The following is a 24,025-nucleotide window of genomic DNA, read 5'->3' as shown; positions in this document are numbered from 1 at the left end:
CACACGCCACCCCAACGGCGTCGACACCGCCTGCTGAGCACCGACTCCGGCGCCGCAGTGCCCGTGCCGCAGGCAGTCCGGCAGGTGCCTACGATGGAACCCATCATGACCGTATCGGGGACCCTTGATGTCCACACCCCGATCGCGGGCCTCGTCGATCTGGCACTGCGCGACCCCTCCCTGCAGGAGGCGGCTCGCCGTGCTGCGGACCGGCCCGCCGATCTCGACTTCGTCGGCCCGGCAAGTGCCCGGGTCTACCTGGCGTCGGCGCTCGCGCAGTCCGGCCCGCTGCTGGTGGTCACCGCCACCGGACGCGAAGCCGACGATCTGACCGCCGAGCTGCGCGGAGTGTTCGGCGACGCCGTCGCGATGTTCCCGTCCTGGGAGACGCTGCCGCACGAGCGGCTCTCGCCGGGGGTGGACACGGTCGGCGCGCGGCTGATGGTGCTGCGCCGGCTGGCGCACCCCGAGGATCAGCGGCTGGGGCCGGCGCTGCGGATCGTGGTGACCACCGCCCGGTCGCTGCTGCAGCCGATGGCCCCCGACATCGCCGCGGTGGAACCGGTGACGCTGACCGTGGGCGCCGACATCGCGTTCGATGCCACTATCGCGCGGCTTGTCGAGCTGGCGTATACGCGGGTCGACATGGTCGGCAAGCGGGGCGAGTTCGCGGTTCGCGGTGGCATCCTCGACGTCTTCCCGCCAACCGCCGAGCATCCGGTGCGGATCGAGTTCTGGGGCGACGAGGTCTCCGAGATGCGGATGTTCTCGGTCGCCGACCAGCGCTCCATCCCGGAGATCGACATCAACACGGTGATCGCCGTGCCGTGCCGCGAGGTGTTGCTCACCGCCGACGTGCGCGAGCGCGCCGCCGCGCTGTCGGCCGAACACCCGGTGCAGGAGAACGGCGTTCCCGGCAACGTGCCCGACATGCTGGCCAAACTTGCCGAGGGCATCCCGGTCGACGGGATGGAGGCGCTGTTGCCGGTGCTGCGCCCCACCGATCTGGCGACGTTGCCTGCGCACCTGCCCGAGGGCACCCCGCTGCTGATCTGCGATCCGGAGAAGGTGCGCAGCCGCGCCGCCGATCTGATCAAGACCGGGCGCGAGTTCCTCGAGGCGTCCTGGTCGACCGCCGCCGTGGGCGGGGGCGTGCCCATCGACATCGAGGCGCTCGGCGCGTCCGGGTTCATCGGGTTCGGCGCCGCGCGCGACGCCGCCCGCGACGGCGGCCATCCGTGGTGGACGTTGAGCCAACTCGACAGCGGCGGCGGCGAGGCGGCCAAACTCGACATCCGGCCGGCGCCGACCGCGCGGGGCCAGCAGCACAGTGTCGAGGAGATCTTCGCGATGCTGCGCGCCCACGTGAGTGTCGGCGGGGCCACCCCGAACTACGCAGTCGTCGTCACCCCGGGCACCGGCACGGCGATGCGCGTCGTCGAGCAACTCGGGGAAGCCGACACTCCCGCAGCGATGTTGGAGCCGGGCGCCGCGCCGAAGGAAGGTGTCGTCGGCGTCCTCAAGGGCCCGCTGCACGACGGGGTGGTGATCCCCGGGGCCAACCTCGTGGTGATCTCCGAGACCGACCTGACCGGCAACCGCGCCGCCGCCACCGAGAACCGCAGGCTGGCGGCCAAGCGACGCAACGTCGTCGACCCGCTGGCCCTGACCGCGGGCGACCTGGTGGTCCACGATCAGCACGGCATCGGGCGGTTCGTCGAGATGACCGAGCGGGTCATCGGTGGGGCCCGGCGCGAGTACCTGGTGCTGGAGTACGGCTCTTCCAAGCGGGGTGGCGGCACCGACAAGCTGTACGTGCCGATGGACTCACTGGACCAGCTGTCCCGCTACGTCGGTGGTGAGGCGCCGAACCTGTCCCGCCTCGGCGGCAGCGACTGGGCGAACACCAAGACCAAGGCCCGCAGGGCGGTCCGGGAGATCGCCGCGGAGCTGGTCGCGCTCTACGCCAAGCGTCAGGCGTCGCCCGGGCACGCGTTCAGCCCGGACACCCCGTGGCAGACCGAGATGGAGGACGCGTTCGGGTTCACCGAGACGGTGGACCAGATGACCGCGATCACCGAGGTGAAGTCCGACATGGAGAAGCCGGTCCCGATGGACCGGGTGATCTGCGGCGACGTCGGTTACGGCAAGACCGAGATCGCGGTGCGCGCAGCGTTCAAGGCGGTGCAGGACGGCAAGCAGGTGGCGGTGCTGGTGCCGACGACGCTGCTGGCCGACCAGCATCTGCAGACGTTCACGGCGCGCACCGCCGGGTTCCCGATCACGGTGAAGGGGCTGTCGCGGTTCACCGACCCGGCGCAGTCCCGCGCCACCCTCGAGGGGATGAAGGACGGCTCGGTCGACATCGTCATCGGCACCCACCGGCTGCTGCAGACCGGGGTGACGTGGAAGGACCTCGGTCTGGTCGTCGTCGACGAGGAGCAGCGGTTCGGGGTCGAACACAAGGAGCACATCAAGTCGATGCGCACCCACGTCGACGTGTTGACCATGTCGGCGACGCCGATCCCGCGCACCTTGGAGATGAGCCTGGCGGGGATCCGGGAGATGTCGACGATCCTGACGCCGCCCGAAGAGCGCTACCCGGTCCTGACGTACGTCGGGCCGCAGGACGACAAGCAGGTCGCCGCGGCGCTGCGCCGGGAGATGCTGCGTGACGGGCAGGCCTTCTACATCCACAACCGGGTGCGCACCATCGACCAGGCCGCCGCGAAGGTGCGGGCGTTGGTGCCCGAGGCCCGGGTCGTCGTCGCGCACGGCCAGATGCCCGAGGAGCAACTCGAACGCACCGTCGAGGGTTTCTGGAATCGCGAGTACGACATCCTGGTGTGCACCACGATCGTCGAGACCGGGCTGGACATCTCCAACGCCAACACGCTGATCGTGGAGCGTGCCGACACATTCGGTCTCTCCCAGTTGCACCAGTTGCGTGGCCGGGTCGGACGAAGCCGGGAACGTGGCTACGCGTATTTCCTGTATCCGCCCGAGGTTCCGCTGACCGAGACAGCCTACGACCGGCTCGCGACGATCGCCCAGAACAACGAGCTGGGTGCGGGAATGGCCGTGGCGATGAAAGACCTCGAGATCCGGGGTGCGGGAAATGTGTTGGGAGCCGAGCAGTCCGGGCATGTCGCCGGCGTGGGTTTCGACCTCTACGTGCGGTTGGTCGGTGAGGCCGTGGAGGCGTACCGCGCTGTGGCCGACGGGGAAACCGTTGCCGCACCACAGGAACCGAAGGATGTCAGGATCGACCTGCCGGTCGACGCGCATCTGCCGCCGGACTACATCGCCAGCGACCGGCTGCGGCTGGAGGCCTATCGGCGCCTCGCGGCGGCGCAGGACGACGCTGCTGTCGACTCGGTGATCGAGGAACTCAACGACCGGTACGGCCCGTTGCCCGAACCCGCGCAGCGGCTGATCGCGGTGGCGCGGCTGCGGCTGCTGGCCCGCGCCCACGGTGTCACCGAGATCGGTGCGGTGTCGGCGTCGACGCTGAAGATCGCGCCGCTGACGCTGCCGGACTCGGCCCAGTTGAGGCTCAAGAGGCTGTATTCGGGTGCCAACTACCGTGCCACCACCTCGACCGTGCAGGTTCCGATACCGCGGGCAGGCAGCGGTGTCGGGGCGCCCCGGATACGTGATCTGGAGCTGGTGGCGTTCGTGGCAGGGTTGATGCTGGCCATCGACGGGAATCAGCAGGGCGAAGTTGATATAACCAAGTTCGGAGGTGGCCCGCGCCAATGAACGACCCGAGATCGATATGAGTACGTGCCGATGACGGTCATCCTGGTCGACCCTCGCCGTCCGTCGCTGATTCCCGTGGAGGCCGTCGAACTGCTTGCCGGGGACCTGCAGTACACCGAGGAGCTGCCGATCAAGGTGCCGTGGTCGTTGCCGGCCGCACGGCCGGCCTACGACGGTGACGCCGCCGAGGTGCTGCTGTCCTCGGATGCCGACCATCCCACGGTCGCGGCGCGGATCGCCGCAGGGGAGCGGGTGATCTCGGTCGAGCAGCAGTCCGGTGAGCGGCTGGTCGACGCGGTGGCCATGATGGACAAGTTGCGCACCGCCGGCCCGTGGGAGGGCCAGCAGACCCACGACTCGCTGCGGCGGTATCTACTCGAGGAGACCTACGAACTGTTCGACGCGGTGCACGGCGGTGACCTGACCGAACTGCGTGACGAGCTCGGAGATGTGTTGTTGCAGGTGCTGTTTCACGCCCGTATCGCCGAGGACGCGCCCGAGGACTCGTTCGGCATCGACGATGTCGCCGACGCGCTGGTCCGTAAGCTCGGCAACCGGGTTCCCGCGGTGCTCGCCGGTGAGTCGATCACGTTGGAGGATCAGCTGGCGCAGTGGGAGCAGCGCAAGTCGTTGGAGAAGTTGGCACGCGAGTCGATCATGGACGACATCCCCACCGCCCAGCCCGCGTTGGCGTTGGCGCAGAAGGTGCTCGCCCGGGCCGAAACTGCCGGACTGCCGGCTGATCTGATTCCCGAGTCGATCACCACGGTGACGGTATCGGCTGACGTCGACGCCGAGAGCGCCTTGCGCTCAGCGGTTCTCGAGTTCATGTCCGACGTACGGGCGGCGGAGCAAGCGGTCGCCGAGTCCCGGCGGGGCGCCGAGGTGGCCGCGGAACTCGACGACGCACCGCTGGAGGTGATCGGCGAAGACGAATGGCGCGCGCACTGGCCCGGCACTGCCGCCGCCACAGAGGCCGCCGAATCAGAGGCCGCCGAGGACTAAGGTCACCTTTACGAAGGTGTGGCTATCCTAATCGGTCAAAGCCGGTTAACCTCCCTTTCGACTCGAACAAGGAGGTTCTACATGAGGCGGCTTTCTGCCCTGCCGATCTCGGCACTGGCGCTGGGGCTGGTGCTTGCCGGCTGTTCCGGCTCCGGCACCGACACCGACACCACGGCGACCGAGACCGGCACCGCGAGCGAGACCAGTGAGACCAGTGCATCGGCCGCAGCCCCGGCGGGCCCGCTGCTCACCCAGGCCGCCGACGAATACCAGGCGTATGCCGTCGACCAGACGAACCAGCTGGTGACGGTGGTCAAGACGTTCACCGACGCCGTTCGGGCCGGCGATCTGCAGGGTGCCCAGGCGGCGTACGCGCCGTCACGCGAGCCGTGGGAGCGCATCGAGCCGCTGGCCGGCCTGGTCGAGGAGATCGACGGTCTCGTCGACGCCCGCGTCGACGACTTCGCCGGCGTCGACGACCCGGCGTTCACCGGGTGGCACCGCCTGGAGTACCTGCTGTTCGAACAGAACACCACCGACGGCGGTGCGCAGTTCGCCGACCAGCTCGACGCCGACATCGCCACGCTGAACGAGCAGATGCCGACGCTGGAGGTGACGCCGTCGGATGTTTCCGTCGGGGCCGCGGAGCTGATCGAAGAGGTCTCCGAGGGCAAGATCACCGGTGAAGAGAACCGCTACGCCAAGACCGACCTGTGGGACTTCCAGGCGAACCTGCAGGGTTCGGAGGCCGCAGTCAACCGGCTGTCACCGGCGCTGGTCGAGGCCGACCCCGCCCTGCTGGGCAAGATCGAGGCCGGCTTCTCGGAGATCTTCGCAACGCTGGCCCCGCTGCGCCAAGGGGACGGATGGGTGTTGTACTGCACCGAGAACGACCAATACCCGTCGCCGCGCTGCCCTGAGGTCACGGTCGACCAGCAGACCATCGACACCCTCAAGGCCCAGCTGGCCGGGCTCTCGGAGAACCTCTCGCAGGTCGCCGGGGTGCTCAACCTGCAGTGACGAAGCACTCTCCGCGATCCGGCATCAGCCGCCGCAATTTTGTCTCCGGGGCCCTGGGCACCGGTGCGGCGGTTGGTGTCGGCGCGGCGATCGCCGGGTGTTCGGCGCCGGAGGGGGAGCCGGTGGCCGGCCCTCCGGACCCGCGCTACGTGCAGTTCGAAGGCCCGCACCAGGCGGGGATCACCGCGATCCCCGTTCCCATGCAGGGGCTGATGGCGGCCTTCACCGTCATCGCGGACAGCAGGGAACGCCTCGCCGACACGCTGGCCGAGCTGACCGACGAGATCCGTGGGCTGATGGCGGGCCGCCCGCCCGAGCAGCGCGGACCGGCCTATCCGCCGGTCGACTCGGGAATCCTGGGTGAAGAACCGCCGCCGGACGACCTGTCGGTGGTGGTCAGCGTCGGCGCGTCGCTGTTCGACGGCCGCTTCGGGCTCGCCGACCGCAAGCCCAAAGAGCTGGTGCAGATGCCGTTTCTGGCCAATGACCGGCTCGACCCCAAGCTCTCCCACGGCGACCTGCTGCTGACGATGGAGGCCGGTCACATCGACACGCTGCAGTTCGCGCTGCGCCAGTTGATGCGACGCACCCGCCGGCACCTGGTGCTGCACTGGATGATGGATGGCTACGCCCGCGGGGCGGGGGTGGCATCACATGCAGCCACTCCGCGGAACCTGTTGGGTTTCAAGGACGGAACGGCCAACCTGGACAGCGAGGATCAGGCCCTGATGGACCGCTACGTCTGGGTCGGCCCCGAGGACGGCGAACCCGACTGGGCGGTGGGCGGCTCCTATCAGGCGGTGCGGATCATCCGGATGTTCGTCGAGTTCTGGGATCGCACCAGACTTGTCGAGCAGGAGCAGATCTTCGGTCGCGAGAAGATCAGCGGTGCGCCGTTGGGGATGACCGACGAGTTCGCCGAGCCCGACTACGCCGAGGATCCGGACGGCGACCGTATTCGGCTCGATGCCCACATCCGGCTGGCCAATCCGCGCACTGCCGAAACCCAGGACAGCCTGATCCTGCGCCGTGGGTTCTCCTACGTGCGCAGTTTCGACGGCGCCGGCCGGCTGGATCAGGGGCTGGCGTTCGTCTCCTATCAGCGCAGCCTGGAGCGCGGCTTCCTGGCGGTGCAGAACCGACTCACCGGCGAACCGCTGGAGGAGTACATCATGCCGGTCGGGGGCGGGTTCTTCTTCGCCCTGCCGGGAGTCGAGGGGCCAGACCGGTTCCTGGGCGAAGCGCTGGTGAGCTGATCCGGCGGCGGCTTCCCGGCGGCGCCAGCTGCGGCGTCAGCAAATGAACACCCGAAACCGACCCTGGGGTCAGACCGATGTCCGCGGACGCGTGGCAGCATGGACGGTGACCACAGTGGGTTGAGGAGTCCGGTGACGCGGGTGCGTTGGCTACAGGCGATGGCCGTGATCGGCGCGACAGCGCTGCTCCTGGCTTCCAGCTGTTCGTGGCAGCTCGGGACGCCCATCCCCGAGGGGGTGCCGCCGCCGCCCGGTGATGCGGTGCCGCAGATCGACACCTCGGCAGCCGGTCGACCGGCCGATCAGCTGCACGACTGGGCGGCCGAGCGGGCGCCCGGGCTGGGAATCCCGGTGACGGCGCTGGAGGCGTACGCCTACGCCGCCCGGGTGGCCGAGGTGGAGAACCCCGACTGTCACTTGTCGTGGACGACGCTGGCCGGCATCGGTCAGGTGGAGAGCCACCACGGCACGTACCGGGGCGCGAACATCGCCGCCAACGGCGACATCTCCCCGCCGATCCGGGGCGTCCTGCTGGACGGGACCGGCGGCAACCTCGAGATCCTGGACAACGAGGCGGTGAGCCACGACGGCGACGAGTCCTTTGCCCGCGCGATGGGGCCGATGCAGTTCATTCCCGAGACGTGGCGGCTCTACGGGGTCGACGCGAACAACGACGGCGACGTCAGCGCGGACAACATCGACGACGCGGCGCTGTCGGCGGCGGGCTATCTGTGCTGGCGGGGCAAGGACCTGTCCACACCTCGCGGCTGGATGGAGGCGCTGCGCGCCTACAACTACTCCGACCAGTACGCCCGGACCGTGCGCGACTGGGCGACTGCCTACGCCAACGGACATTCACTCTGAGCGCACCAGCCGACGGCCCACGCTCTAGGCTCAAGGCCGAGACTTTTCGAGAGTTGTCCTTCCGAGAGCCCGTTTTCGCCCAGAGACCAAGGAGACCACAGTGCCCATCATCGAGCAGGTCGGAGCCCGCGAGATCCTCGATTCCCGGGGGAACCCGACAGTCGAGGTCGAGGTGGGCCTGCTGGACGGCACCGTTGCGCGCGCCGCGGTCCCGTCGGGAGCCTCCACCGGCGAGCACGAGGCGGTCGAGCTGCGCGACGGCGGGTCCCGCTACCTCGGCAAGGGTGTGGAGAAAGCTGTCGAGGCGGTGCTCGACGAGATCGCGCCGGCGGTGATCGGGCTCGGCGCCGACGAGCAGCGTCTGGTCGATCAGGCGCTGCTGGACCTGGACGGCACCCCCGACAAGTCGCGGCTGGGCGCCAACGCGATCCTCGGTGTGTCGCTGGCGGTGGCCAAGGCCGCGGCACAATCGGCCGAACTGCCGCTGTTCCGCTACATCGGCGGACCCAACGCGCACATCCTGCCGGTGCCGATGATGAACATCATCAACGGCGGCGCGCACGCCGACACCGGTGTCGACGTCCAGGAGTTCATGATCGCCCCGATCGGCGCGCCGAGCTTCAAGGAGGCGCTGCGCTGGGGCGCCGAGGTCTACCACGCGCTCAAGTCGGTTCTGAAGAAGCAGGGTCTGGCGACAGGCCTCGGCGACGAGGGCGGCTTTGCGCCGGATCTGCCCGGGACCAGTGCGGCACTGGACCTGATCGGCACGGCGATCGAGGCCGCCGGGCTCAAGATCGGTTCGGACGTGGCGCTCGCGCTCGACGTCGCGGCCACCGAGTTCCACACCGAGGGCACCGGCTACGCGTTCGAGAAGCAGACCCGCACCGCCGAGCAGATGGCCGCCTTCTACGAGGAGCTGCTCAACGCCTACCCGCTGGTGTCCATCGAGGATCCGCTGTCGGAGGACGACTGGGACGGCTGGGTGACCCTGACCAACGCGATCGGCGACAAGGTGCAGATCGTCGGCGACGACCTGTTCGTCACCAACCCCGAACGTCTCGAGGACGGTATCGAGCGCGGCGCCGCCAATGCCCTACTGGTGAAGGTGAACCAGATCGGCACTCTGACCGAGACGCTGGACGCGGTGGCGCTGGCCCACAACAGCGGCTACCGCACGATGATGAGCCATCGCAGCGGCGAGACCGAGGACACCACCATCGCCGATCTGGCGGTGGCGGTCGGAAGCGGCCAGATCAAGACCGGCGCGCCGGCCCGCAGCGAGCGGGTCGCCAAGTACAACCAGTTGCTGCGCATCGAGGAGGAGCTCGGCGACGCCGCCCGGTACGCCGGTGACCTGGCGTTCCCGCGATTCAATGTGGAGACCAAATAGCCCGTGCCCGATGCGAAACGGCCCGATCCGCGACGGCGGAGCTCGGGGGACGCCAGGAGCAAGAAGGCTCCGGCGTCCCGGCCGGGCAAGTCCGGTGACGGCGGGCGGGCCAAGCCGCGGGCGAGCGCGTCGCCGCGCCGCGACGTGCGCACCACCGAGCCGCGGCCGGGCAAGCAGGTCGCCGAGCTTTCTGGGGCTGCTGGGGCTCCCGACAGCCTCGAGGCGGGGGATTCGATCCGGGAATCGATCGCGGCCGCTGCGGAGCGGGCCTCCGAGCAGAGGTTCGGTTCGGCCGCGCGCCGCGCAGCCATCCTGGCGGCCGTGGTGTGCGTGCTGACCCTGACGATCGCCGGACCGGTGCGGACATACTTCGCCCAGCGCACCGAGATGAAGCAACTCCAGGCGTCCGAAGCCCAACTGCGCGAACAGATCGCCGAGCTCGAGGAGCAGAAGGACAAGCTCGCCGATCCGGTGTTCATCGCCGCGCAGGCCCGGGAGCGGCTGGGTTTCGTGATGCCTGGCGAGATCCCGTACCAGGTGCAGCTTCCGCCCGGCGCCGCGCAACCCAGTGCTCCGTCGGGTGAGCTCGCCGAGGTGAACAGCGGCGACCCCTGGTACACCGCGTTGTGGCACACCATCGCCGATGGGCCGCAGGGCATTCCGCCCACGGCGCCGCCGAGCCCTCCGGGCGCGCCCGGCGCCCCCGCGCCCGTCGCACCCGATGCGCCCCCGCCCAGTGGTTGAGTCCGCCGATCTCGACGCCGTCGCGCGCCAGCTGGGCCGCGAACCCCGAGGCGTACTCGAGATCGTCTACCGCTGCCCCAACGGTGAACCCGCGGTGGTCAAGACCGCGCCGAAACTGCCTGACGGAACTCCGTTTCCGACGCTGTACTACCTGACCCACCCGGCTCTGACGGCGGCGGCCAGCCGGCTCGAGTCGTCGGGGTTGATGCGGGACATGACCGACCGGCTGGCGCAGGATCCTGAGTTGGCGGCGGCCTACCGTCGGGCACACGAGTCCTATCTGGCCGAACGTGATGCCATCGAATCTCTGGGCACGACGTTCTCGGGTGGCGGGATGCCGGACCGGGTGAAGTGCCTGCATGTGGTGATCGCCCATTCGTTGGCGAAAGGGCCCGGTGTGAACCCGTTCGGTGACGAGGCGTTGGCGATACTGGCGGCGGAACCCGGGATGGCCGGGATCCTGGACAAGGAGTGTTGGACAACATGAATCGTGTCGCCGCCGTCGACTGCGGGACCAACTCGATCCGGCTGCTCATCGCCGACACAGCCGACGGTCGACTGACCGACGTGCATCGCGAGATGCGGATCGTGCGCCTCGGGCAGGGGGTCGACGCGACGGGAGAGTTCGCACCCGATGCACTGGCCCGCACGCACGGCGCGCTGGTCGACTACGCCGAGTTGATGCGTCGCCACGACGTCGGAGCCGTCCGGATGGTGGCGACGTCGGCGGCCCGTGACGTCTCCAACCGCGACGCGTTCTTCGCCATGACCTCCGACGTGCTCGGCGCGGTGGTACCCGGTGCGGTGGCCGAGGTGATCACCGGCGCCGAGGAAGCGGGGCTGTCGTTTCACGGTGCGGTCGGTGAATTGGATTCCGCTGAAGCGCCTTTCGTGGTGGTCGACCTCGGCGGCGGTTCCACGGAGGTGGTGCTGGGTGCCGATGACTCCGATGAGGTGGTGGCCGGCTACTCGGCTGATGTCGGGTGTGTACGTCTCACCGAACGCTGCCTGCATTCCGATCCCCCCACCGAAGGCGAGATCGTCGCCGCCCGTTCGGTGGTGCGCGAGGCCCTCGACGAGGCGCTGCGCCTGGTGCCGGTCGAGCGGGCCCGGACCTGGGTGGGGGTCGCCGGCACCATGACGACGCTGGCCGCTCTTGCCCACCGGATGACCACCTACGATCCCGACTCCATCCATCTGTCCCGGGTCGGCTTCGACGATCTGCTGGCGGTCTGCGCGGAGCTGCTGTCGATGACGCGTCAGCAGCGGGCGGTGCTCGGGCCGATGCACGAGGGCCGCGTCGACGTGATCGGCGGGGGAGCGATCGTCGTGCAGGAACTGGCCGCCGCGTTGGGCGAACGGGCAGGCATCAACGAACTGGTGGTCAGCGAGCACGACATCCTCGACGGCATCGCGCTGTCGATCGGGTGATGTCCTCGAATGTACGGTCTCTGACGGAATCTGGGCGAGATCCGTCAGAAACCGTGCATTGGGCGCGTCCGGGTCGCGCTGTTTAGGTCGCGGTGCGCATCCGTGACCGGCGTTTTGTCGGGTCGTGCTGCCCGGCCAGCGTCACCGCCAGCAACACCATCACCGCGCCGAGTCCCAGGTGCAGCCACTGGTCGGCGCCGTTGAGGGGCAGCACATGGCCGCGGCTGCCCTGTTCGACGAGCGCCCCGTAGAGCCACAACGCCACGTAGACCGCGCCGCCCACCAGCAGGTAGGCCCGCGCACCCGCATACGAGCGGGCCAGGAAGTAGCCGGCGGCGCCGACGCCCACGTGGAGGATGTTCTGCAGGGCCGACACCGCGAAGACGCCGAAAAGCATGGTGTCAGAACGCTGGCCGAGCCAGGTGAGTTGGTCGACGTTCGCCGTCACGCCCGGGATGAAGCCCAGCAGGCCGATCGCTGCGAGCACGGTGGCCACGATGACGGCTGCGCCCTGGACGGCCATGTACTTCGGTGCAGACATCTGGCCGCCTCCTCCCGCACGAAGTTATTGACGTGCGTGCTGAGGAAGTACCCAGGCGTGGCAGGAAGTGAACCTGGCTCAGGTTCGCAGAATCGGTGTGAGCGTGTCGAGCACCGTGGGGTCCTCGATGGTCGACGGCACCGGCTCGTCGCGGCCCGCGGCGATACCGCGCATGGTCTTGCGCAGGATCTTGCCCGACCGGGTCTTCGGAAGTGCCGGGACGACGTCGACGAGCTTGAACGAGGCCACCGCACCGATCTCGTCGCGCACCAGCCGGACGAGCTCGTCGGCGAGGCCGTCTGTCGGCGCCCCCGCTTTGACGACCACCAGCCCCCGTGGCGCCTGCCCCTTGATCTCGTCGGCGACCCCGATGACCGCGCATTCGGCCACCGACGGGTGCGTCGCGAGCACTTCCTCGATCGCCCCCGTGGACAGGCGGTGGCCCGCCACGTTGATGACGTCGTCGATGCGGCCCATCACGAACAGGTAGCCGTCCTCGTCGAAGTGGCCGCCGTCGCCGGTCAGGTAGTAGCCGGGGTGCTCGGACAGATAGGAGGCCTCGAACCGGTTCTCGGCGTTCCACAGCGTGGGTAGGGTTCCGGGCGGCAGCGGCAGCCGGATGCAGATGGCGCCCTCTTCGCCGACGTCGCAACCGTTGCCGTCGTCATGCAGGATGTGCACGTCGTAGCCCGGCATCGGAACGGTGGGCGAACCGGCCTTGAGCGGAAGCGCTTCGGTGCCCATCGGGTTGGCCGCGATCGGCCACCCGGTCTCGGTCTGCCACCAGTGGTCGATCACCGGGATGCCGAGCTTGTCCGACGCCCAGTGGTAGGTGTCGGGGTCGAGTCGCTCGCCGGCCAGGAACAGGTACTTCAGCGCCGACAGGTCGTAGCCGGTCACGTACCGCCCGTCGGGATCCTCCTTGCGGATGGCCCGGATCGCCGTCGGTGCGGTGAACAGTGCCTTCACCCGGTGCTCGGCCGCCACCCGCCAGAACGCGCCGGGGTCGGGGGTGCCGACCGGCTTGCCTTCGTAGAGCACCGTCGTCGCGCCCACCAGCAGCGGCGCATAGACGATGTAGGAGTGGCCGACCACCCAGCCCACGTCGGAGGCCGCCCAGAACACCTCGCCGGCGGCGATGTCGTAGATGTGGCGCATGCTCCACGCCAGCGCGACCGCGTGCCCGCCGTTGTCGCGGACGATGCCCTTGGGTTTGCCGGTGGTCCCGGAGGTGTAGAGCACGTAGAGCGGGTCGGTGGCGGCGACGGGCACCGCCTCGGCGGGCGTCGCATCCGCCATCACGTCGTCCCAGTCCAGGTCTCGTCCCTCGACGAGGTCGCAACGGCACCGGTCCCGCTGCACCACGACACAGTTCTTGGGCGGGTGGGACACCATCGCGATCGCGGCGTCGAGCATCGGTTTGTACTCCAGCACCCGCGCCGGTTCGATGCCGCAGGATGCGGAGACGATCACCGTCGGCCGGACGTCGTCGATGCGCACCGCCAGTTCGTGCGGCGCGAAGCCGCCGAAGACCACCGAATGCACCGCGCCCAGCCGGGCGCAGGCCAGCATGGCGATGACGGCCTCGGGAATCATCGGCATGTAGATGACCACGCGGTCGCCCTTGCCGACCCCGAGTGCCCGCAACCCCCCGGCGAACCGTGCGGTCTGGTCGAGCAGTTCGGCGTAGGTGTAGGTGCGCTTGGTGTCGGTCACCGCGGAGTCGTAGATCAGGGCGGGCTGATCGGCTCGGCCGCCGTCGACGTGACGATCGAGCGCATTGGCACAGGTGTTGAGCTCGGCGTCGGGGAACCAGCGGTAGAACGGCGGTCGGCTGTCGTCCAGGATCCGTTGCGGGTCTTTGGTCCAGGTGATGGCCGTCGCCGCGTCGGCCCAGAAGGCGGCGGGATCGTTGATGCTGGTGTCGAAGAGGTCGCGATACCCGGGCATACCCAGAACGGTAAACCCTTCGGATTAGTCTCAGGGCCATGACGAACCAACCCCCGCCGATCGGTGAGGTGCGCAGAAGCTTTGTCACTGCCCGTGGGGTCCGATTCCACGTGACCGAGGCCGGACCGCCGGACGGCCGGCCGGTGCTGGCCCTGCACGGCTGGCCCCAGCATCACTGGGTGTATCGGGATCTGCTGGCCGATCCGCCGCCCGGAATGCGCATCATCGCCCCCGACCTGCCCGGTTACGGCTGGTCGGGTCCAGCACCACACCGGTGGGCCAAGGAGGATGTGGTCAGCGACCTGATCGCGCTTCTCGACGCTCTCGGCCTGGAGCGGGTGCTGCTCGTCGGCCACGACTGGGGCGGCTTCCTCGGCCACCTGTTGGTGTTGCGGGTGCCCGAGCGCATCGAGGGCTACCTCGCGCTGAACATCGCCCATCCCTGGGTGCCGCCGAAGGTTATGGCCAGGCACGCCTGGCGGTTCCTGCTGTACCAGCCGTTGATCGCCGCAGCCGGGATACGCGTTCAGACTCGCACGCGGTTCCTCGACCGGGTGTACGCCAAGGCCTCGGAGATCGATCCGCAGACCGCGCGGGTCTACACCGACCGCTTCCGGGATCCCGTGGTGGCCCGTACCGCACGCGACACCTACCGGACGTTCCTGGTGCGGGAGATCCCGCGGATGACCCGCTCCGGTGAGCGGCGGCGGGCCACGGTGCCGATCCGGGTGCTGTTCGGCAAGAACGACACCGCGATCGCGCCGGCGCTGGCCGCCGTGGAGACCGCCCGGGCCGACGACTACACGCTGGAGACGGTCGACGCCGGCCACTTCATCGCCGACGAACGTCCCGAGCTGGTGCGTGCCAAGCTGATCGCGCTGGCCGCCGAAGTCCCCGCCAGCTGAGCCGCCTGCGCCGCGAAATATCATTCCGGGTCGTGGTCGAGGCCCCGATCACAGCCCGGAATGATATTTCGCGGGGAGCAGGCGGTCAGGCGTGGAAGCGGTAGCCCATGCCGGCTTCGGTGAGCAGGTGCACCGGGTGTGACGGGTCGGCCTCGAGCTTGCGCCGCAACTGTGCCAGGTACACCCGCAGGTAGTGGGTCTCCTTGGCGTAGGCGGGGCCCCACACCTCCTTGAGGAGTTCCTCGCGGCCGACGAGCTTGCCGCGGTTGCGCACCAGCATCTCGAGCATCCCATACTCGGTAGGGGTCAGGTGCACCTCCGCGCCGTTGCGGGTGACCTTCTTGGCGGCCAGGTCGACGGTGAACGACGACGTCTCGACGACGGGTTCGTCGGTGTCGACGGCGGCGCCCCGGCGCACCGCGGCGCGCAGCCGAGCCAGGAACTCGTCCATGCCGAACGGTTTGGTGACGTAGTCGTCGGCGCCGGCGTCGAGCGCCTCGACCTTGTCGGTGGAGTCGCTGCGGGCCGACAGCACGATCACGGGCGCCGAAAGCCAGCCCCGCAACCCGGCGAGCACGTCGATGCCGGACATGTCGGGCAGCCCGAGGTCGAGCACCACCACATCGGGGCGGTGGTCGGCGGCGCTCTGTAGGGCATCGGCGCCGGTCGCGGCGGTCAACACCTCATAGCCGCGCACCGACAGGTTGATGCGCAGCGCGCGCAGGATCTGCGGCTCGTCGTCGATGACCAGCACCCGGGTCTTCACGGCGCTCATCGCGCCGCCGCCAGGTCGATCTCGATGGTCAGACCGCCACCGGGGGTGTCCGCGGACGCGATGGTGCCGCCCATCGATTCGACGAACCCGCGGGCGACGGACAAGCCGAGGCCGATACCGGTGCTGGTGTCGTGGTCGCCGAGGCGCTGGAAGGGCGCGAACAGCTGTTCTCCGGTGCCGCGCGCGATGCCGGGACCCTCGTCGGCGACCGCGATCAGCACCCGGTCGCCGACGCGTCCGGCCGTGACCCGCACCGCCGCGTCCTGCGAGTACCGCAGCGCGTTGTCGATGACGTTGGCCAGCACCCGCTCGAGCAGCCCGCTGTCGGCCATCACCACGGTGCCGTCGACCTCGATCTTCACCCGGTCGATGGCCTTACCGTCGAATCCCGCGGCGCGCCGACCGATCCCGAGCAGCGCGCGTGGCACCGCCTCCTCCAGATAGACACGGCGCAGCTGCGGGTGCACGACGCCGGCTGCCAGCCGTGACGAGTCCAGCAAGTTGCCCACCAGTGCGGTCAGCTGATCGATCGACTCCTCCACCGTCGCCAGTAGTTCGGCGGTGTCCTCCGGGGAGAACCCGATGTCGTCGCTGCGCAGGCTCGACACTGCAGCCTTAGCCGCAGCCAGCGGGGTGCGCAGATCGTGGCTGACCGCAGACAGCAGCGAGCGGCGGAGTTCGTCGGCCCGGGCGATCGCCTCGGCCTTACCGGCCTCCTCCGCCAGCTCCTTCTGTTTGACCAGTCCGGCAGCCTGGTTCGCCACCGCGCTCAGCACCCGGCGATCGCGGGCGGTGAGCTTGCGCCCGGCCATCAACAGCCAGAACTCCTCGGGGTCGTCGTCGAAACCGACCTCGATCGCGGTGTCGGCGGCGTCCACCGTCACGCACGGGTCGGCACCGGCGCATCCGACGGTCGCGACGCCGCGCACCAGGCTCACCGATCGCTGCGAGTACGCCTCACGCACCCGATCCAGCAGGGTGTCCAGGTCGGCACCGCGCAGCACCGATCCGGCGAACATCGCCAGCAACTCGGCTTCCTGGGCGGCCAGTCGCGCTTCCCTGGCACGGCTCGCCGCCCCGTCGACCAGTGCCGCCACCGCGACGGCGACCACCAGCAGCACCACGATCGTGATCGCGCTGTCGAGCTCGGAGATGGTCAGGGTGTAGCGCGGTTCGGTGAGGAAGAAGTTCAGCAGCAGCCCGGACAGCACTGCGGACAGCGCCGCCGGCGCCACCCCTCCGAGCAGGGCGACGACCAGGACACCGACGAAGAACAGGGCGCTCTCGCCGCCGATGCCGAGGAACCTGTCGAGCAGCAGGATGGTGACCGCGCCGATGCTGGACGGAACCACCAGTGCGGCAAGCCAAGAGGTGGCGCGGCGCTGCCGCGGCGTGACCCTGGCCCACAGCGAGTCCCTGCCGGCCTGTTCATGGGTCACCATGTGGACGTCGATCTTGCCGGACCGCTGGACGACGGTCGCGCCGATGCCCTCGTCGAAGATCCGGGCCCACCGAGAGCGACGCGACGTGCCGAGAACCAACTGGGTGGCGTTCATCTCGCGGGCGAAATCCAGAAGGGCCGCAGGGACTCCGGCTGCACCGTCGCCGGTCACCGTGTGCAGGGTCGCGCCGAGCGACTGTGCCAGTTCGCGGATGCGTCCCATCTGCGGCGCCGAGACCCCCGCCAGCCCGTCGCCGCGCACCACGTGGACCACCATCAGCTCGGCGCTGGAGCGGGACGCGATCCGGGATGCCCTGCGCACCAGCGTTTCCGACTCTGCGCCGCCGGTGACGGCGACGACGACCCGCTCGCGCGCCTCCCAGGTGGCGGTGATCTTGTGGTCGGCACGGTACTTCTCCAGAGCCGCGTCCACCTGGTCGGCCAGCCACAACAGCGCCAGCTCGCGCAACGCGGTCAGGTTGCCGCGCCGGAAGTAATTGGACAATGCCGCGTCGATGCGTTCGGGAGCGTAGACGTTGCCGTGGGCAAGCCTGCGCCGCAGCGCTTCCGGGGTGATGTCCACCAGCTCTACCTGATCGGCGGCACGCACCACCTCGTCGGGCACTTTCTCCTGTTGCTCGATCCCGGTGATCTGGGTGACGACGTCGTTGAGACTCTCCAAGTGCTGGACGTTGACCGTGGTGATGACGCTGATCCCGGCGTCGAGCAGCTCCTCGATGTCCTGCCACCGTTTGGCGTTCTTGCTCCCGGCGGCGTTGGTGTGGGCGAGCTCGTCGACGAGCACCACCTGGGGTCGGCGCCGCAGCACGGCCTCGACGTCGAGTTCGGCGAACTCGCGACCCCGGTACTCGATCATCTTCGGCGGCACCACCTCGATGCCATCGACGAGTTCGGCGGTCTTGCATCGGCCGTGGGTTTCGACGACCGCCGCGACCACATCGGTGCCGCGTTCGCGCCGGCGGTGCGCCTCGCTGAGCATCGCGTACGTCTTGCCGACGCCGGGTGCCGCGCCGAGGTAGATGCGCAGTTCACCCCGCTTGGCGCGGTGGTCGGGCGAGCTCACCTCTTCATCATCCACCGTCGAGTGCCAGGTTGAGCTCCAGGACGTTCACCCCCGGCTCACCCAGGAACCCCAGCGTGCGGCCTTCAGTGTGCGCGGCCACGAGGGCGCGCACCTGATCGGGCCGCAGGCCACGGGCTGCGGCGACCCGCTCGACCTGCAGGTCGGCGTAGCCGGTCGAGATGTGGGGATCCAACCCGCTCGCGCCGGCGGTGACGGCGTCGGCGGGCACCACCGGTTGTGCGGGAGCCGCACCGCGGATCGGCACCACCTGGCCGTCGCTGTGATCCGCACCCGCCTCGGCGCACTCGACGCGCACGCCCGCATAGGTGGCCAGGAACGGTGTCGGCGTCGTCTCGCAGGGTTCGTTGACGCTGACAACGCGGGTGGGGGTCACCGACAGCACCGCGCCGACACCGCCGCCGGTGCAGAACGGGCGCGCGCCGCTGATGCCGTCGAGCTCGCCGACGGCCGCGCTGCGGGAGCACACCAGGGTGAGCAGGCTGGGCTTTCCGGGAAGGTCGACGATGCTTTCCGGGCCCAGGTTGCTTCCGCCGGAGACCAGCGGGTCGTAGCCTCCACCGGCCGCCGACGGCCGGCCCTGGAAGTACTGCAGTAGCGGGTTGCCGTCGGCGTCGGTGTAGCTCTGGCCGATCAGGCTGCTGCCGACCGCTCGCCCGTCGGCAACCACCAATGAGCCATCGGCCTTGTCGGACAGACCCGGGAGCTGGCCGGCCAGCCATACCAGCAGTGGGTAGCCGAAGCCGAGGACCGCGGTGAACACCAGCAGAGTGCGGAGCGCGGCCCAGTGCTGTCGAACGATGCTGCCGAATTTCATGTCACATTCCCGGGAGGAGTCGGATGGTCAGATCGATGAGTTTGATGCCGATGAACGGGGCGACGATTCCGCCGAGACCGAAAAGGGAAAGGTTGCGATTCAACAGCTTCGAAGCGCTGCTCGGCGTGTAGCGCACACCGCGCAGCGACAACGGGATCAAGGCGACGATGATGATCGCGTTGAAGATGACCGCCGACAGGATCGCCGACTGTGGACTGTGCAGGCGCATGACGTTGAGAAGTTCCAGGCCGGGGAACAGGCCGACGAACAGCGCGGGGATGATCGCGAAGTACTTGGCGATGTCGTTGGCGATGGAGAACGTCGTCAACGCGCCCCGGGTGATCAGCAGCTGCTTGCCGATCTCCACGATCTCGATCAACTTGGTCGGGTCGGAGTCCAGATCGACCATGTTGCCGGCTTCCTTGGCCGCGGCGGTGCCGGTGTTCATGGCCACGCCGACATCGGCCTGGGCCAGTGCGGGCGCGTCGTTGGTGCCGTCGCCGGTCATCGCCACGAGCCTGCCGCCGGCCTGCTCCTTTTTGATCAACGCGATCTTGTCCTCAGGGGTGGCCTCGGCCAGAAAGTCGTCGACACCTGCCTCGTCGGCGATGGCCTTGGCGGTCAGCGGGTTGTCGCCGGTGATCATCACCGTCCGGATCCCCATGCGGCGCATTTCGTCGAAGCGTTCCCGCATCCCGTGCTTGACAACGTCTTTGAGTCCGATGACACCGAGCACGGTCGCGTTGTCGTCCTTGGCCTCACCGACGGCCAGTGGTGTGCCGCCGGCCGCAGAGATCGTGTCGACGATGTCGTCCAGTTCGGCTGGCACGCTGCCGCACTGGCCTCGTACCCAGTCGGCGACCGCGGCCGTCGCCCCCTTGCGCAACCGGTGGTTGTCCAGATCGACGCCGGACATCCTTGTGGTGGCCGAGAATTCGATCCACGTGGCGTGGGCCAGCTCGCCGGGGGTGCGGGCGCGCAACCCGTGCTGCTCCTTTGCGAAGACGACGATGGACCGGCCTTCCGGTGTTTCGTCGGCGAGACTGGACAGCTGGGCGGCATCGGCGACTTGGTAGGGCGTCACCCCGGGCAGCGGAACGAAGTCCGACGCCTGCCGGTTGCCGAGCGTGATGGTGCCGGTCTTGTCGAGCAGCAGCGTGTTCACGTCGCCGGCGGCCTCCACCGCGCGCCCGGACATCGCCAGCACGTTGCGCTGCACCAGGCGATCCATTCCGGCGATGCCGATGGCGCTCAGCAGCGCGCCGATCGTGGTCGGGATGAGGCACACCAGCAGGGACACCAGCACGATACCGGTGACGCCGTTTCCGTTGAGCGCCAGACTGTCCGGCACTCCGGGGTTGCTCGCCTTGGAGTAGATCGCCAGCGGCTGCAGGGTCGCCACGGCAAAGACGAAGATGATCGTCAGGGCCGCGAGCAGGATGTTGAGCGCGATCTCGTTGGGCGTCTTCTGCCGGTCGGCGCCTTCGACGAGGGCGATCATCCGGTCGATGAAGCTCTCGCCGGGTTTCTGGGTGATCCGGACGACGATCCGGTCCGACAGCACGGTGGTGCCGCCGGTGACCGCGGACCGATCTCCGCCGGACTCGCGGATGACGGGGGCGGATTCCCCGGTGATGGCCGACTCATCCACCGAGGCAATACCTTCCACCACGTCCCCGTCGCCGGGAATCGTCTGACCGGCCTCGACGACGACGACGTCGCCCTGCTGCAGCAGCGAGGCGCTCACCTGCTCCTCGTGGCCCGGGTGCACCGGTGACCAGCCGGTGAGGCGGCGCGCCGTCGTCGCCGTCTTGGTCTTGCGCAGGGTCGCGGCCTGCGCCTTGCCGCGGCCCTCGGCGACCGCCTCGGCGAGGTTGGCGAAGATCACGGTCAGCCACAGCCACACCACGACCAGCCAGGAGAACCAGGACGGCTCGGTGGCGGCCAGGATCGTGCTCCACAGTGCACCCAGTTCGACGATGAACATCACCGGGTTGCGCCACAGCGTGCGCGGATCGAGCTTGCGCAGTGCCTCCGGCAGCGAGGTCCACAGCAGACGTGGGTCGAGCAGTCCGCCGCGCATCCGGGTCGAGGATGTGTGCGCGGAGTGCTCGTGGGGGGCTGCTTGGACAGTGACCGACATCAGTGGATTCCTTCTGCGAGGGGGCCCAGCGCGAGGGCCGGCAGGAAAGTGAGGGTGACGAGGATCAAGGTCACGCCGACGACCAGACCGACGAACTGCGGTCGGTGCGTGGGCAGGGTGCCGATGGACGCGGGGGTCTTCGCCTGGGCAGCGAACGCGCCTGCGAGCGCGAGCGCGAAGAGGATCGGCAAAAACCTACCGAACATCATCGCCAACCCCAGGGCGGTGTTGTACCAGGTGGTGTTGGCCGCGATTCCGGCGAACGCCGAGCCGTTGTTGTTGGCGGCGGAGGTGAACGCGTAGAGCACTTCCGACAACCCGTGCGGGCCGGTGTTGAGCATGGCGGCACGTTGCTCCGGCATCGCGATCGCCACCGCGGTGCCCGTCAGCACGATCAGCGGCGTGATCAGGAAATATGTTGCCGCCAGCTTGATCTCGCGTGGGGTGATCTTCTTGCCCAGATACTCCGGGGTGCGTCCCACCATCAGGCCGGCGACGAAGACGGTGATGATTGCCAGGATCAACATGCCGTAGAGCCCCGAGCCCACACCGCCCGGTGCGACTTCGCCGAGTTGCATGTTGAACAACAACATCAGGCCGCCGAGGCTGGTGTAGGAGTCGTGCATCGAGTCGACTGCGCCGGTGGATGTCAGCGTGGTGGCGGCCGCGAACACCGCTGAGTTCGCCACTCCGAAGCGCTGTTCGACACCCTCCATCGATGCGCCGACGGCGGTGGGCACGGTGCCGTGGTGCTGCAGTTGGAACAGCATCGTCAGGCTGACGCTGAGCGTGGCGATGAAGGCCATCACGGCCACGATCGCCAGTCCTTGCCTGCGGCTTTCGACCATCCGGCCGAATGTCCGCGGCAGCGAGAACGCGATCATCGCGAGCAGGAAGATCGCCACCCAGTTGGTCCACGCGGTGGGGTTCTCGAAGGGGTGGGCCGAGTTGGCGTTGAAGAAGCCGCCCCCGTTGGTACCCATTACTTTGATGGCTTCCTGGCTGGCCACCGGGCCGCCGGGGATGGTCTGCTGCGCGCCGGCGAGCGTGCCGACCATCTGGTCGTGCAGCACGAAGTTCTGGACCACGCCGCCCGAGATCAGGATGACCGCAGCAATGACCGACAGCGGCAACAGGATCCGGATGACTCCGCGCACCAGGTCGACCCAGAAATTGCCCAGCTCGCCGGTGCTGCGTCGGGCCAGGCCGCGGACGAACGCGATCGCCACCGCCATGCCGACGGCGGACGAGACGAAGTTCTGCACCGTCAACCCCGCCATCTGCACCAGATGGCCCTGGGTGGATTCCCCGGCGTAGGCCTGCCAGTTGGTGTTGGTGACAAAGCTGACCGCGGTGTTCCAGGCCAGCGCGGGGGTCATCTCGATGGCAGGGTCGTCCAGGTGGAGCGGCAGCCTGCCCTGCAGCAGCTGGAAGCCGAACAGGAACAGGATGCTGACCGCCGAGAAGGCGAGCACGCTGCGTGCATAGGCCCCCCATGTCTGCTCGGCTCTGGGGTCGGCGCCGATGATCCGGTAGATCAGCCCTTCGGCGCGAGACTCCCTGGTAGAGGCGTAGACCCGGTACATGTAGTCACCAAGGGGCACGTGCACTGCGGCCAGCGCGACGACCAGGGAAGCGGCGAAGAGGATGCCGGCCGCAGTGGTGCCCACTAGAACTTCTCCGGGAACAGCAACGCGGCGAACACGAACACCGCGATCAGGACGGCGAGCGCGAGGCCGACGGCGTTCTGGATCACAGGGCCTCGACCCACTTCTGGATCGCACCGAGCAGGGCGAAGACCGCCACCGTCAGCGCGACGTAGATGGCCACGGACATCACAGACATCAGCGCACTCCCGCTTCGTTGACGCACCCGCCCGATCTGGTCGGTTGCGGACGCCAACGTATGCCCGGTTTCAGCCGGTCAAGCTGTGCATTGACGCATTCTTGATGCCCGTCGCCGCCGTTTTTACGGCCTCCTTGCGGGGCGTGGGGTCGAAATGGGGTTCAGGGTCGCTCACGCGGGCGGATTCACAGCCCGGAACCCCATTTCGCCGTGCGGGTCAGGAGGGGGCGACGACGCCGGCTGCGCGCGCGTTGACGAGCATCCGGTCCCACGCCGATTCTCCGGCCACGATCAGGACGATCGCGCCCGCAATGGCGACGGCCGAGACGGCCCAGTACGCCAATACCGAGTGAATGCCGGGCAGGGCGGCGAGCATGACGGCGGACATCAGCACGAACACCGCCGCCAGCGCGGCCCGTCGAGAAGTACCAGCCATGGCTCCACGGTGGAGTGCCCGCCTGAGAAGCGCCTCGCCGGTACCTGTGGAGATCCTTAGATTTCCGAGTCGCGCACGGTGGCCTTGCCGGCTGCGAAGATCAACCTGTGGACGACCAGAATCCCGGCGACGGCCCGCTACGCAACGAGACCGACAGCGAACGGCTGGACCGCAACTGGGCCAGCCTGCTGCAGGAACTGCGTGTGGTGCAGACGGGGGTGGCGCTGCTGACCGGCTTCCTGCTGACGTTGCCGTTTCAAGCCCGCTTCGACCTGCTCGACGACACCATGGTGGCGGTGTACATGGCGACCGTCGCTGCGGCTGTGGTGTCCACCGCGCTGCTGATCGCCCCTGTGGCGATGCACCGGATGTTGTTCCGCCGTCACCGGCTGGTGTCGCTGGTCGCCGCGGCGCACCGCTGCGCCTACACCGGTGTGCTCTTCCTCGGAGTGGCGCTGACCGGGATGACGACGATCATCTTCGAGGCGGTGGCGGGGCGGCCGGCCGCCCTGGTCGCCGGTGGTTGTGCCCTGGCGTTGTTCACTCTCTTCTGGCTGGTCTGGCCATTGAGCATGCGCACCGGCGAGTGAGCAGCCCA

Annotated in this window: 21 protein-coding genes; 11 read left to right on the top strand and 10 right to left on the bottom strand. The window is 68.7% G+C overall.

What is annotated here, in order from left to right; translation table 11 throughout:
- Positions 1-105 precede the first annotated feature (105 nt).
- The 9 genes from mfd to G6N53_RS26680 all read left to right on the top strand — a co-directional run bounded on the left by mfd (position 106) and on the right by G6N53_RS26680 (position 11,472).
- Positions 106-3,762, top strand: coding sequence for a transcription-repair coupling factor (mfd, locus tag G6N53_RS26720; RefSeq protein WP_163894228.1), 3,657 nt, complete (start codon positions 106-108; stop codon positions 3,760-3,762).
- 30 nt (positions 3,763-3,792) lie between these two features.
- On the top strand, positions 3,793-4,767 hold the full coding sequence (locus tag G6N53_RS26715) for a nucleoside triphosphate pyrophosphohydrolase (protein WP_163894226.1): 975 nt from the start codon (positions 3,793-3,795) through the stop codon (positions 4,765-4,767).
- 81 nt (positions 4,768-4,848) lie between these two features.
- Complete coding sequence (locus tag G6N53_RS26710; RefSeq protein ID WP_163894223.1) at positions 4,849-5,787, top strand: EfeM/EfeO family lipoprotein; 939 nt, start codon at positions 4,849-4,851, stop codon at positions 5,785-5,787.
- A complete protein-coding gene (locus G6N53_RS26705; RefSeq protein WP_163894220.1) occupies positions 5,784-7,043 on the top strand; it encodes a Dyp-type peroxidase in 1,260 nt (419 codons plus the stop codon). Before G6N53_RS26710 ends, G6N53_RS26705 begins: the two co-directional genes overlap by 4 nt.
- A 132-nt stretch (positions 7,044-7,175) precedes the next feature.
- Positions 7,176-7,907, top strand: a complete 732-nt coding sequence (locus tag G6N53_RS26700; RefSeq protein WP_163894218.1) for a lytic transglycosylase domain-containing protein — start codon at positions 7,176-7,178, stop codon at positions 7,905-7,907.
- Between the two features lie 100 nt (positions 7,908-8,007).
- The gene (eno, locus tag G6N53_RS26695) at positions 8,008-9,297 is read left to right on the top strand and encodes a phosphopyruvate hydratase (protein ID WP_163894216.1); all 1,290 of its coding nucleotides are present in this window, start codon (positions 8,008-8,010) and stop codon (positions 9,295-9,297) included.
- Positions 9,298-9,300: 3 nt separating this feature from the next.
- Positions 9,301-10,041, top strand: a complete 741-nt coding sequence (locus G6N53_RS26690) for an FtsB family cell division protein (protein WP_163894214.1) — start codon at positions 9,301-9,303, stop codon at positions 10,039-10,041.
- Positions 10,034-10,528: a DUF501 domain-containing protein gene (locus G6N53_RS26685; RefSeq protein ID WP_163894212.1), complete on the top strand. Its 495-nt coding sequence runs from the start codon at positions 10,034-10,036 to the stop codon at positions 10,526-10,528. The genes G6N53_RS26690 and G6N53_RS26685 overlap by 8 nt, the downstream gene beginning before the upstream one ends.
- Positions 10,525-11,472: a Ppx/GppA phosphatase family protein gene (locus tag G6N53_RS26680; RefSeq protein WP_163894210.1), complete on the top strand. Its 948-nt coding sequence runs from the start codon at positions 10,525-10,527 to the stop codon at positions 11,470-11,472. The genes G6N53_RS26685 and G6N53_RS26680 overlap by 4 nt, the downstream gene beginning before the upstream one ends.
- A gap of 82 nt (positions 11,473-11,554) precedes the next feature.
- On the opposite strand, the gene G6N53_RS26675 is transcribed toward G6N53_RS26680, so the two are convergent.
- Together G6N53_RS26675 and G6N53_RS26670 are read right to left on the bottom strand one after the other, a co-directional pair.
- The gene (locus G6N53_RS26675; RefSeq protein WP_163894208.1) at positions 11,555-12,013 is read right to left on the bottom strand and encodes a DUF4383 domain-containing protein; all 459 of its coding nucleotides are present in this window, start codon (positions 12,011-12,013) and stop codon (positions 11,555-11,557) included.
- A gap of 78 nt (positions 12,014-12,091) precedes the next feature.
- Positions 12,092-13,963, bottom strand: a complete 1,872-nt coding sequence (locus tag G6N53_RS26670) for a propionyl-CoA synthetase (protein WP_163894206.1) — start codon at positions 13,961-13,963, stop codon at positions 12,092-12,094.
- Positions 13,964-14,001: 38 nt separating this feature from the next.
- Between G6N53_RS26670 and G6N53_RS26665 the strand changes: the two genes are divergently transcribed.
- Complete coding sequence (locus G6N53_RS26665) at positions 14,002-14,868, top strand: alpha/beta fold hydrolase (RefSeq protein WP_163894204.1); 867 nt, start codon at positions 14,002-14,004, stop codon at positions 14,866-14,868.
- A gap of 85 nt (positions 14,869-14,953) precedes the next feature.
- Here G6N53_RS26665 and G6N53_RS26660 read toward each other — a convergent pair whose 3' ends face one another.
- The 8 genes from G6N53_RS26660 to G6N53_RS26625 form a co-directional block, all read right to left on the bottom strand.
- The gene (locus tag G6N53_RS26660) at positions 14,954-15,643 is read right to left on the bottom strand and encodes a response regulator (protein WP_163894202.1); all 690 of its coding nucleotides are present in this window, start codon (positions 15,641-15,643) and stop codon (positions 14,954-14,956) included.
- Positions 15,640-18,183 (bottom strand): DUF4118 domain-containing protein, encoded by a 2,544-nt coding sequence (locus G6N53_RS26655; RefSeq protein WP_163894200.1) that lies wholly within the window; start codon positions 18,181-18,183, stop codon positions 15,640-15,642. Before G6N53_RS26655 ends, G6N53_RS26660 begins: the two co-directional genes overlap by 4 nt.
- Entirely contained in the window at positions 18,176-19,003 is an 828-nt protein-coding gene (locus G6N53_RS26650) for a potassium-transporting ATPase subunit C (RefSeq protein WP_163894198.1), read from the bottom strand. The genes G6N53_RS26655 and G6N53_RS26650 overlap by 8 nt, the downstream gene beginning before the upstream one ends.
- Position 19,004: 1 nt before the next feature.
- Entirely contained in the window at positions 19,005-21,146 is a 2,142-nt protein-coding gene (gene kdpB / locus G6N53_RS26645) for a potassium-transporting ATPase subunit KdpB (RefSeq protein ID WP_163894196.1), read from the bottom strand.
- The gene (gene kdpA, locus G6N53_RS26640) at positions 21,146-22,816 is read right to left on the bottom strand and encodes a potassium-transporting ATPase subunit KdpA (protein WP_163894194.1); all 1,671 of its coding nucleotides are present in this window, start codon (positions 22,814-22,816) and stop codon (positions 21,146-21,148) included. The genes kdpB and kdpA overlap by 1 nt, the downstream gene beginning before the upstream one ends.
- On the bottom strand, positions 22,816-22,917 hold the full coding sequence (locus tag G6N53_RS26635) for a potassium-transporting ATPase subunit F (RefSeq protein ID WP_237166654.1): 102 nt from the start codon (positions 22,915-22,917) through the stop codon (positions 22,816-22,818). The genes kdpA and G6N53_RS26635 overlap by 1 nt, the downstream gene beginning before the upstream one ends.
- On the bottom strand, positions 22,899-22,991 hold the full coding sequence (locus G6N53_RS26630) for a potassium-transporting ATPase (RefSeq protein WP_237166653.1): 93 nt from the start codon (positions 22,989-22,991) through the stop codon (positions 22,899-22,901). Before G6N53_RS26630 ends, G6N53_RS26635 begins: the two co-directional genes overlap by 19 nt.
- Before the next feature lie 217 nt (positions 22,992-23,208).
- Positions 23,209-23,427, bottom strand: coding sequence for a hypothetical protein (locus G6N53_RS26625; protein ID WP_163894191.1), 219 nt, complete (start codon positions 23,425-23,427; stop codon positions 23,209-23,211).
- A 107-nt stretch (positions 23,428-23,534) separates the two neighbouring features.
- On the opposite strand from G6N53_RS26625, the gene G6N53_RS26620 reads away from it, so the two are divergent.
- Entirely contained in the window at positions 23,535-24,017 is a 483-nt protein-coding gene (locus G6N53_RS26620) for a DUF6328 family protein (RefSeq protein ID WP_163894189.1), read from the top strand.
- Positions 24,018-24,025 lie beyond the last annotated feature (8 nt).

This window comes from Mycolicibacterium hippocampi (assembly GCF_010723735.1).
GTDB classification, from domain to species: domain Bacteria; phylum Actinomycetota; class Actinomycetes; order Mycobacteriales; family Mycobacteriaceae; genus Mycobacterium; species Mycobacterium hippocampi.
This window is presented reverse-complemented; position numbering and strand designations above follow the sequence as displayed.

Excerpts from the sequence above, each read along its gene's own strand:
- mfd (WP_163894228.1), top strand. The coding sequence starts at position 106 with ATGACCGTATCGGGGACCCTTGATGTCCACACCCCGATCGCGGGCCTC.
- G6N53_RS26715 (WP_163894226.1), top strand. The coding sequence starts at position 3,793 with ATGACGGTCATCCTGGTCGACCCTCGCCGTCCGTCGCTGATTCCCGTG.
- G6N53_RS26710 (WP_163894223.1), top strand. The coding sequence starts at position 4,849 with ATGAGGCGGCTTTCTGCCCTGCCGATCTCGGCACTGGCGCTGGGGCTG.
- G6N53_RS26680 (WP_163894210.1), top strand. The coding sequence starts at position 10,525 with ATGAATCGTGTCGCCGCCGTCGACTGCGGGACCAACTCGATCCGGCTG.
- G6N53_RS26675 (WP_163894208.1), bottom strand. The coding sequence starts at position 12,013 with ATGTCTGCACCGAAGTACATGGCCGTCCAGGGCGCAGCCGTCATCGTG.
- G6N53_RS26670 (WP_163894206.1), bottom strand. The coding sequence starts at position 13,963 with ATGCCCGGGTATCGCGACCTCTTCGACACCAGCATCAACGATCCCGCC.
- G6N53_RS26665 (WP_163894204.1), top strand. The coding sequence starts at position 14,002 with ATGACGAACCAACCCCCGCCGATCGGTGAGGTGCGCAGAAGCTTTGTC.
- G6N53_RS26660 (WP_163894202.1), bottom strand. The coding sequence starts at position 15,643 with ATGAGCGCCGTGAAGACCCGGGTGCTGGTCATCGACGACGAGCCGCAG.
- G6N53_RS26650 (WP_163894198.1), bottom strand. The coding sequence starts at position 19,003 with ATGAAATTCGGCAGCATCGTTCGACAGCACTGGGCCGCGCTCCGCACT.
- kdpB (WP_163894196.1), bottom strand. The coding sequence starts at position 21,146 with ATGTCGGTCACTGTCCAAGCAGCCCCCCACGAGCACTCCGCGCACACA.
- G6N53_RS26630 (WP_237166653.1), bottom strand. The coding sequence starts at position 22,991 with ATGTCTGTGATGTCCGTGGCCATCTACGTCGCGCTGACGGTGGCGGTC.
- G6N53_RS26625 (WP_163894191.1), bottom strand. The coding sequence starts at position 23,427 with ATGGCTGGTACTTCTCGACGGGCCGCGCTGGCGGCGGTGTTCGTGCTG.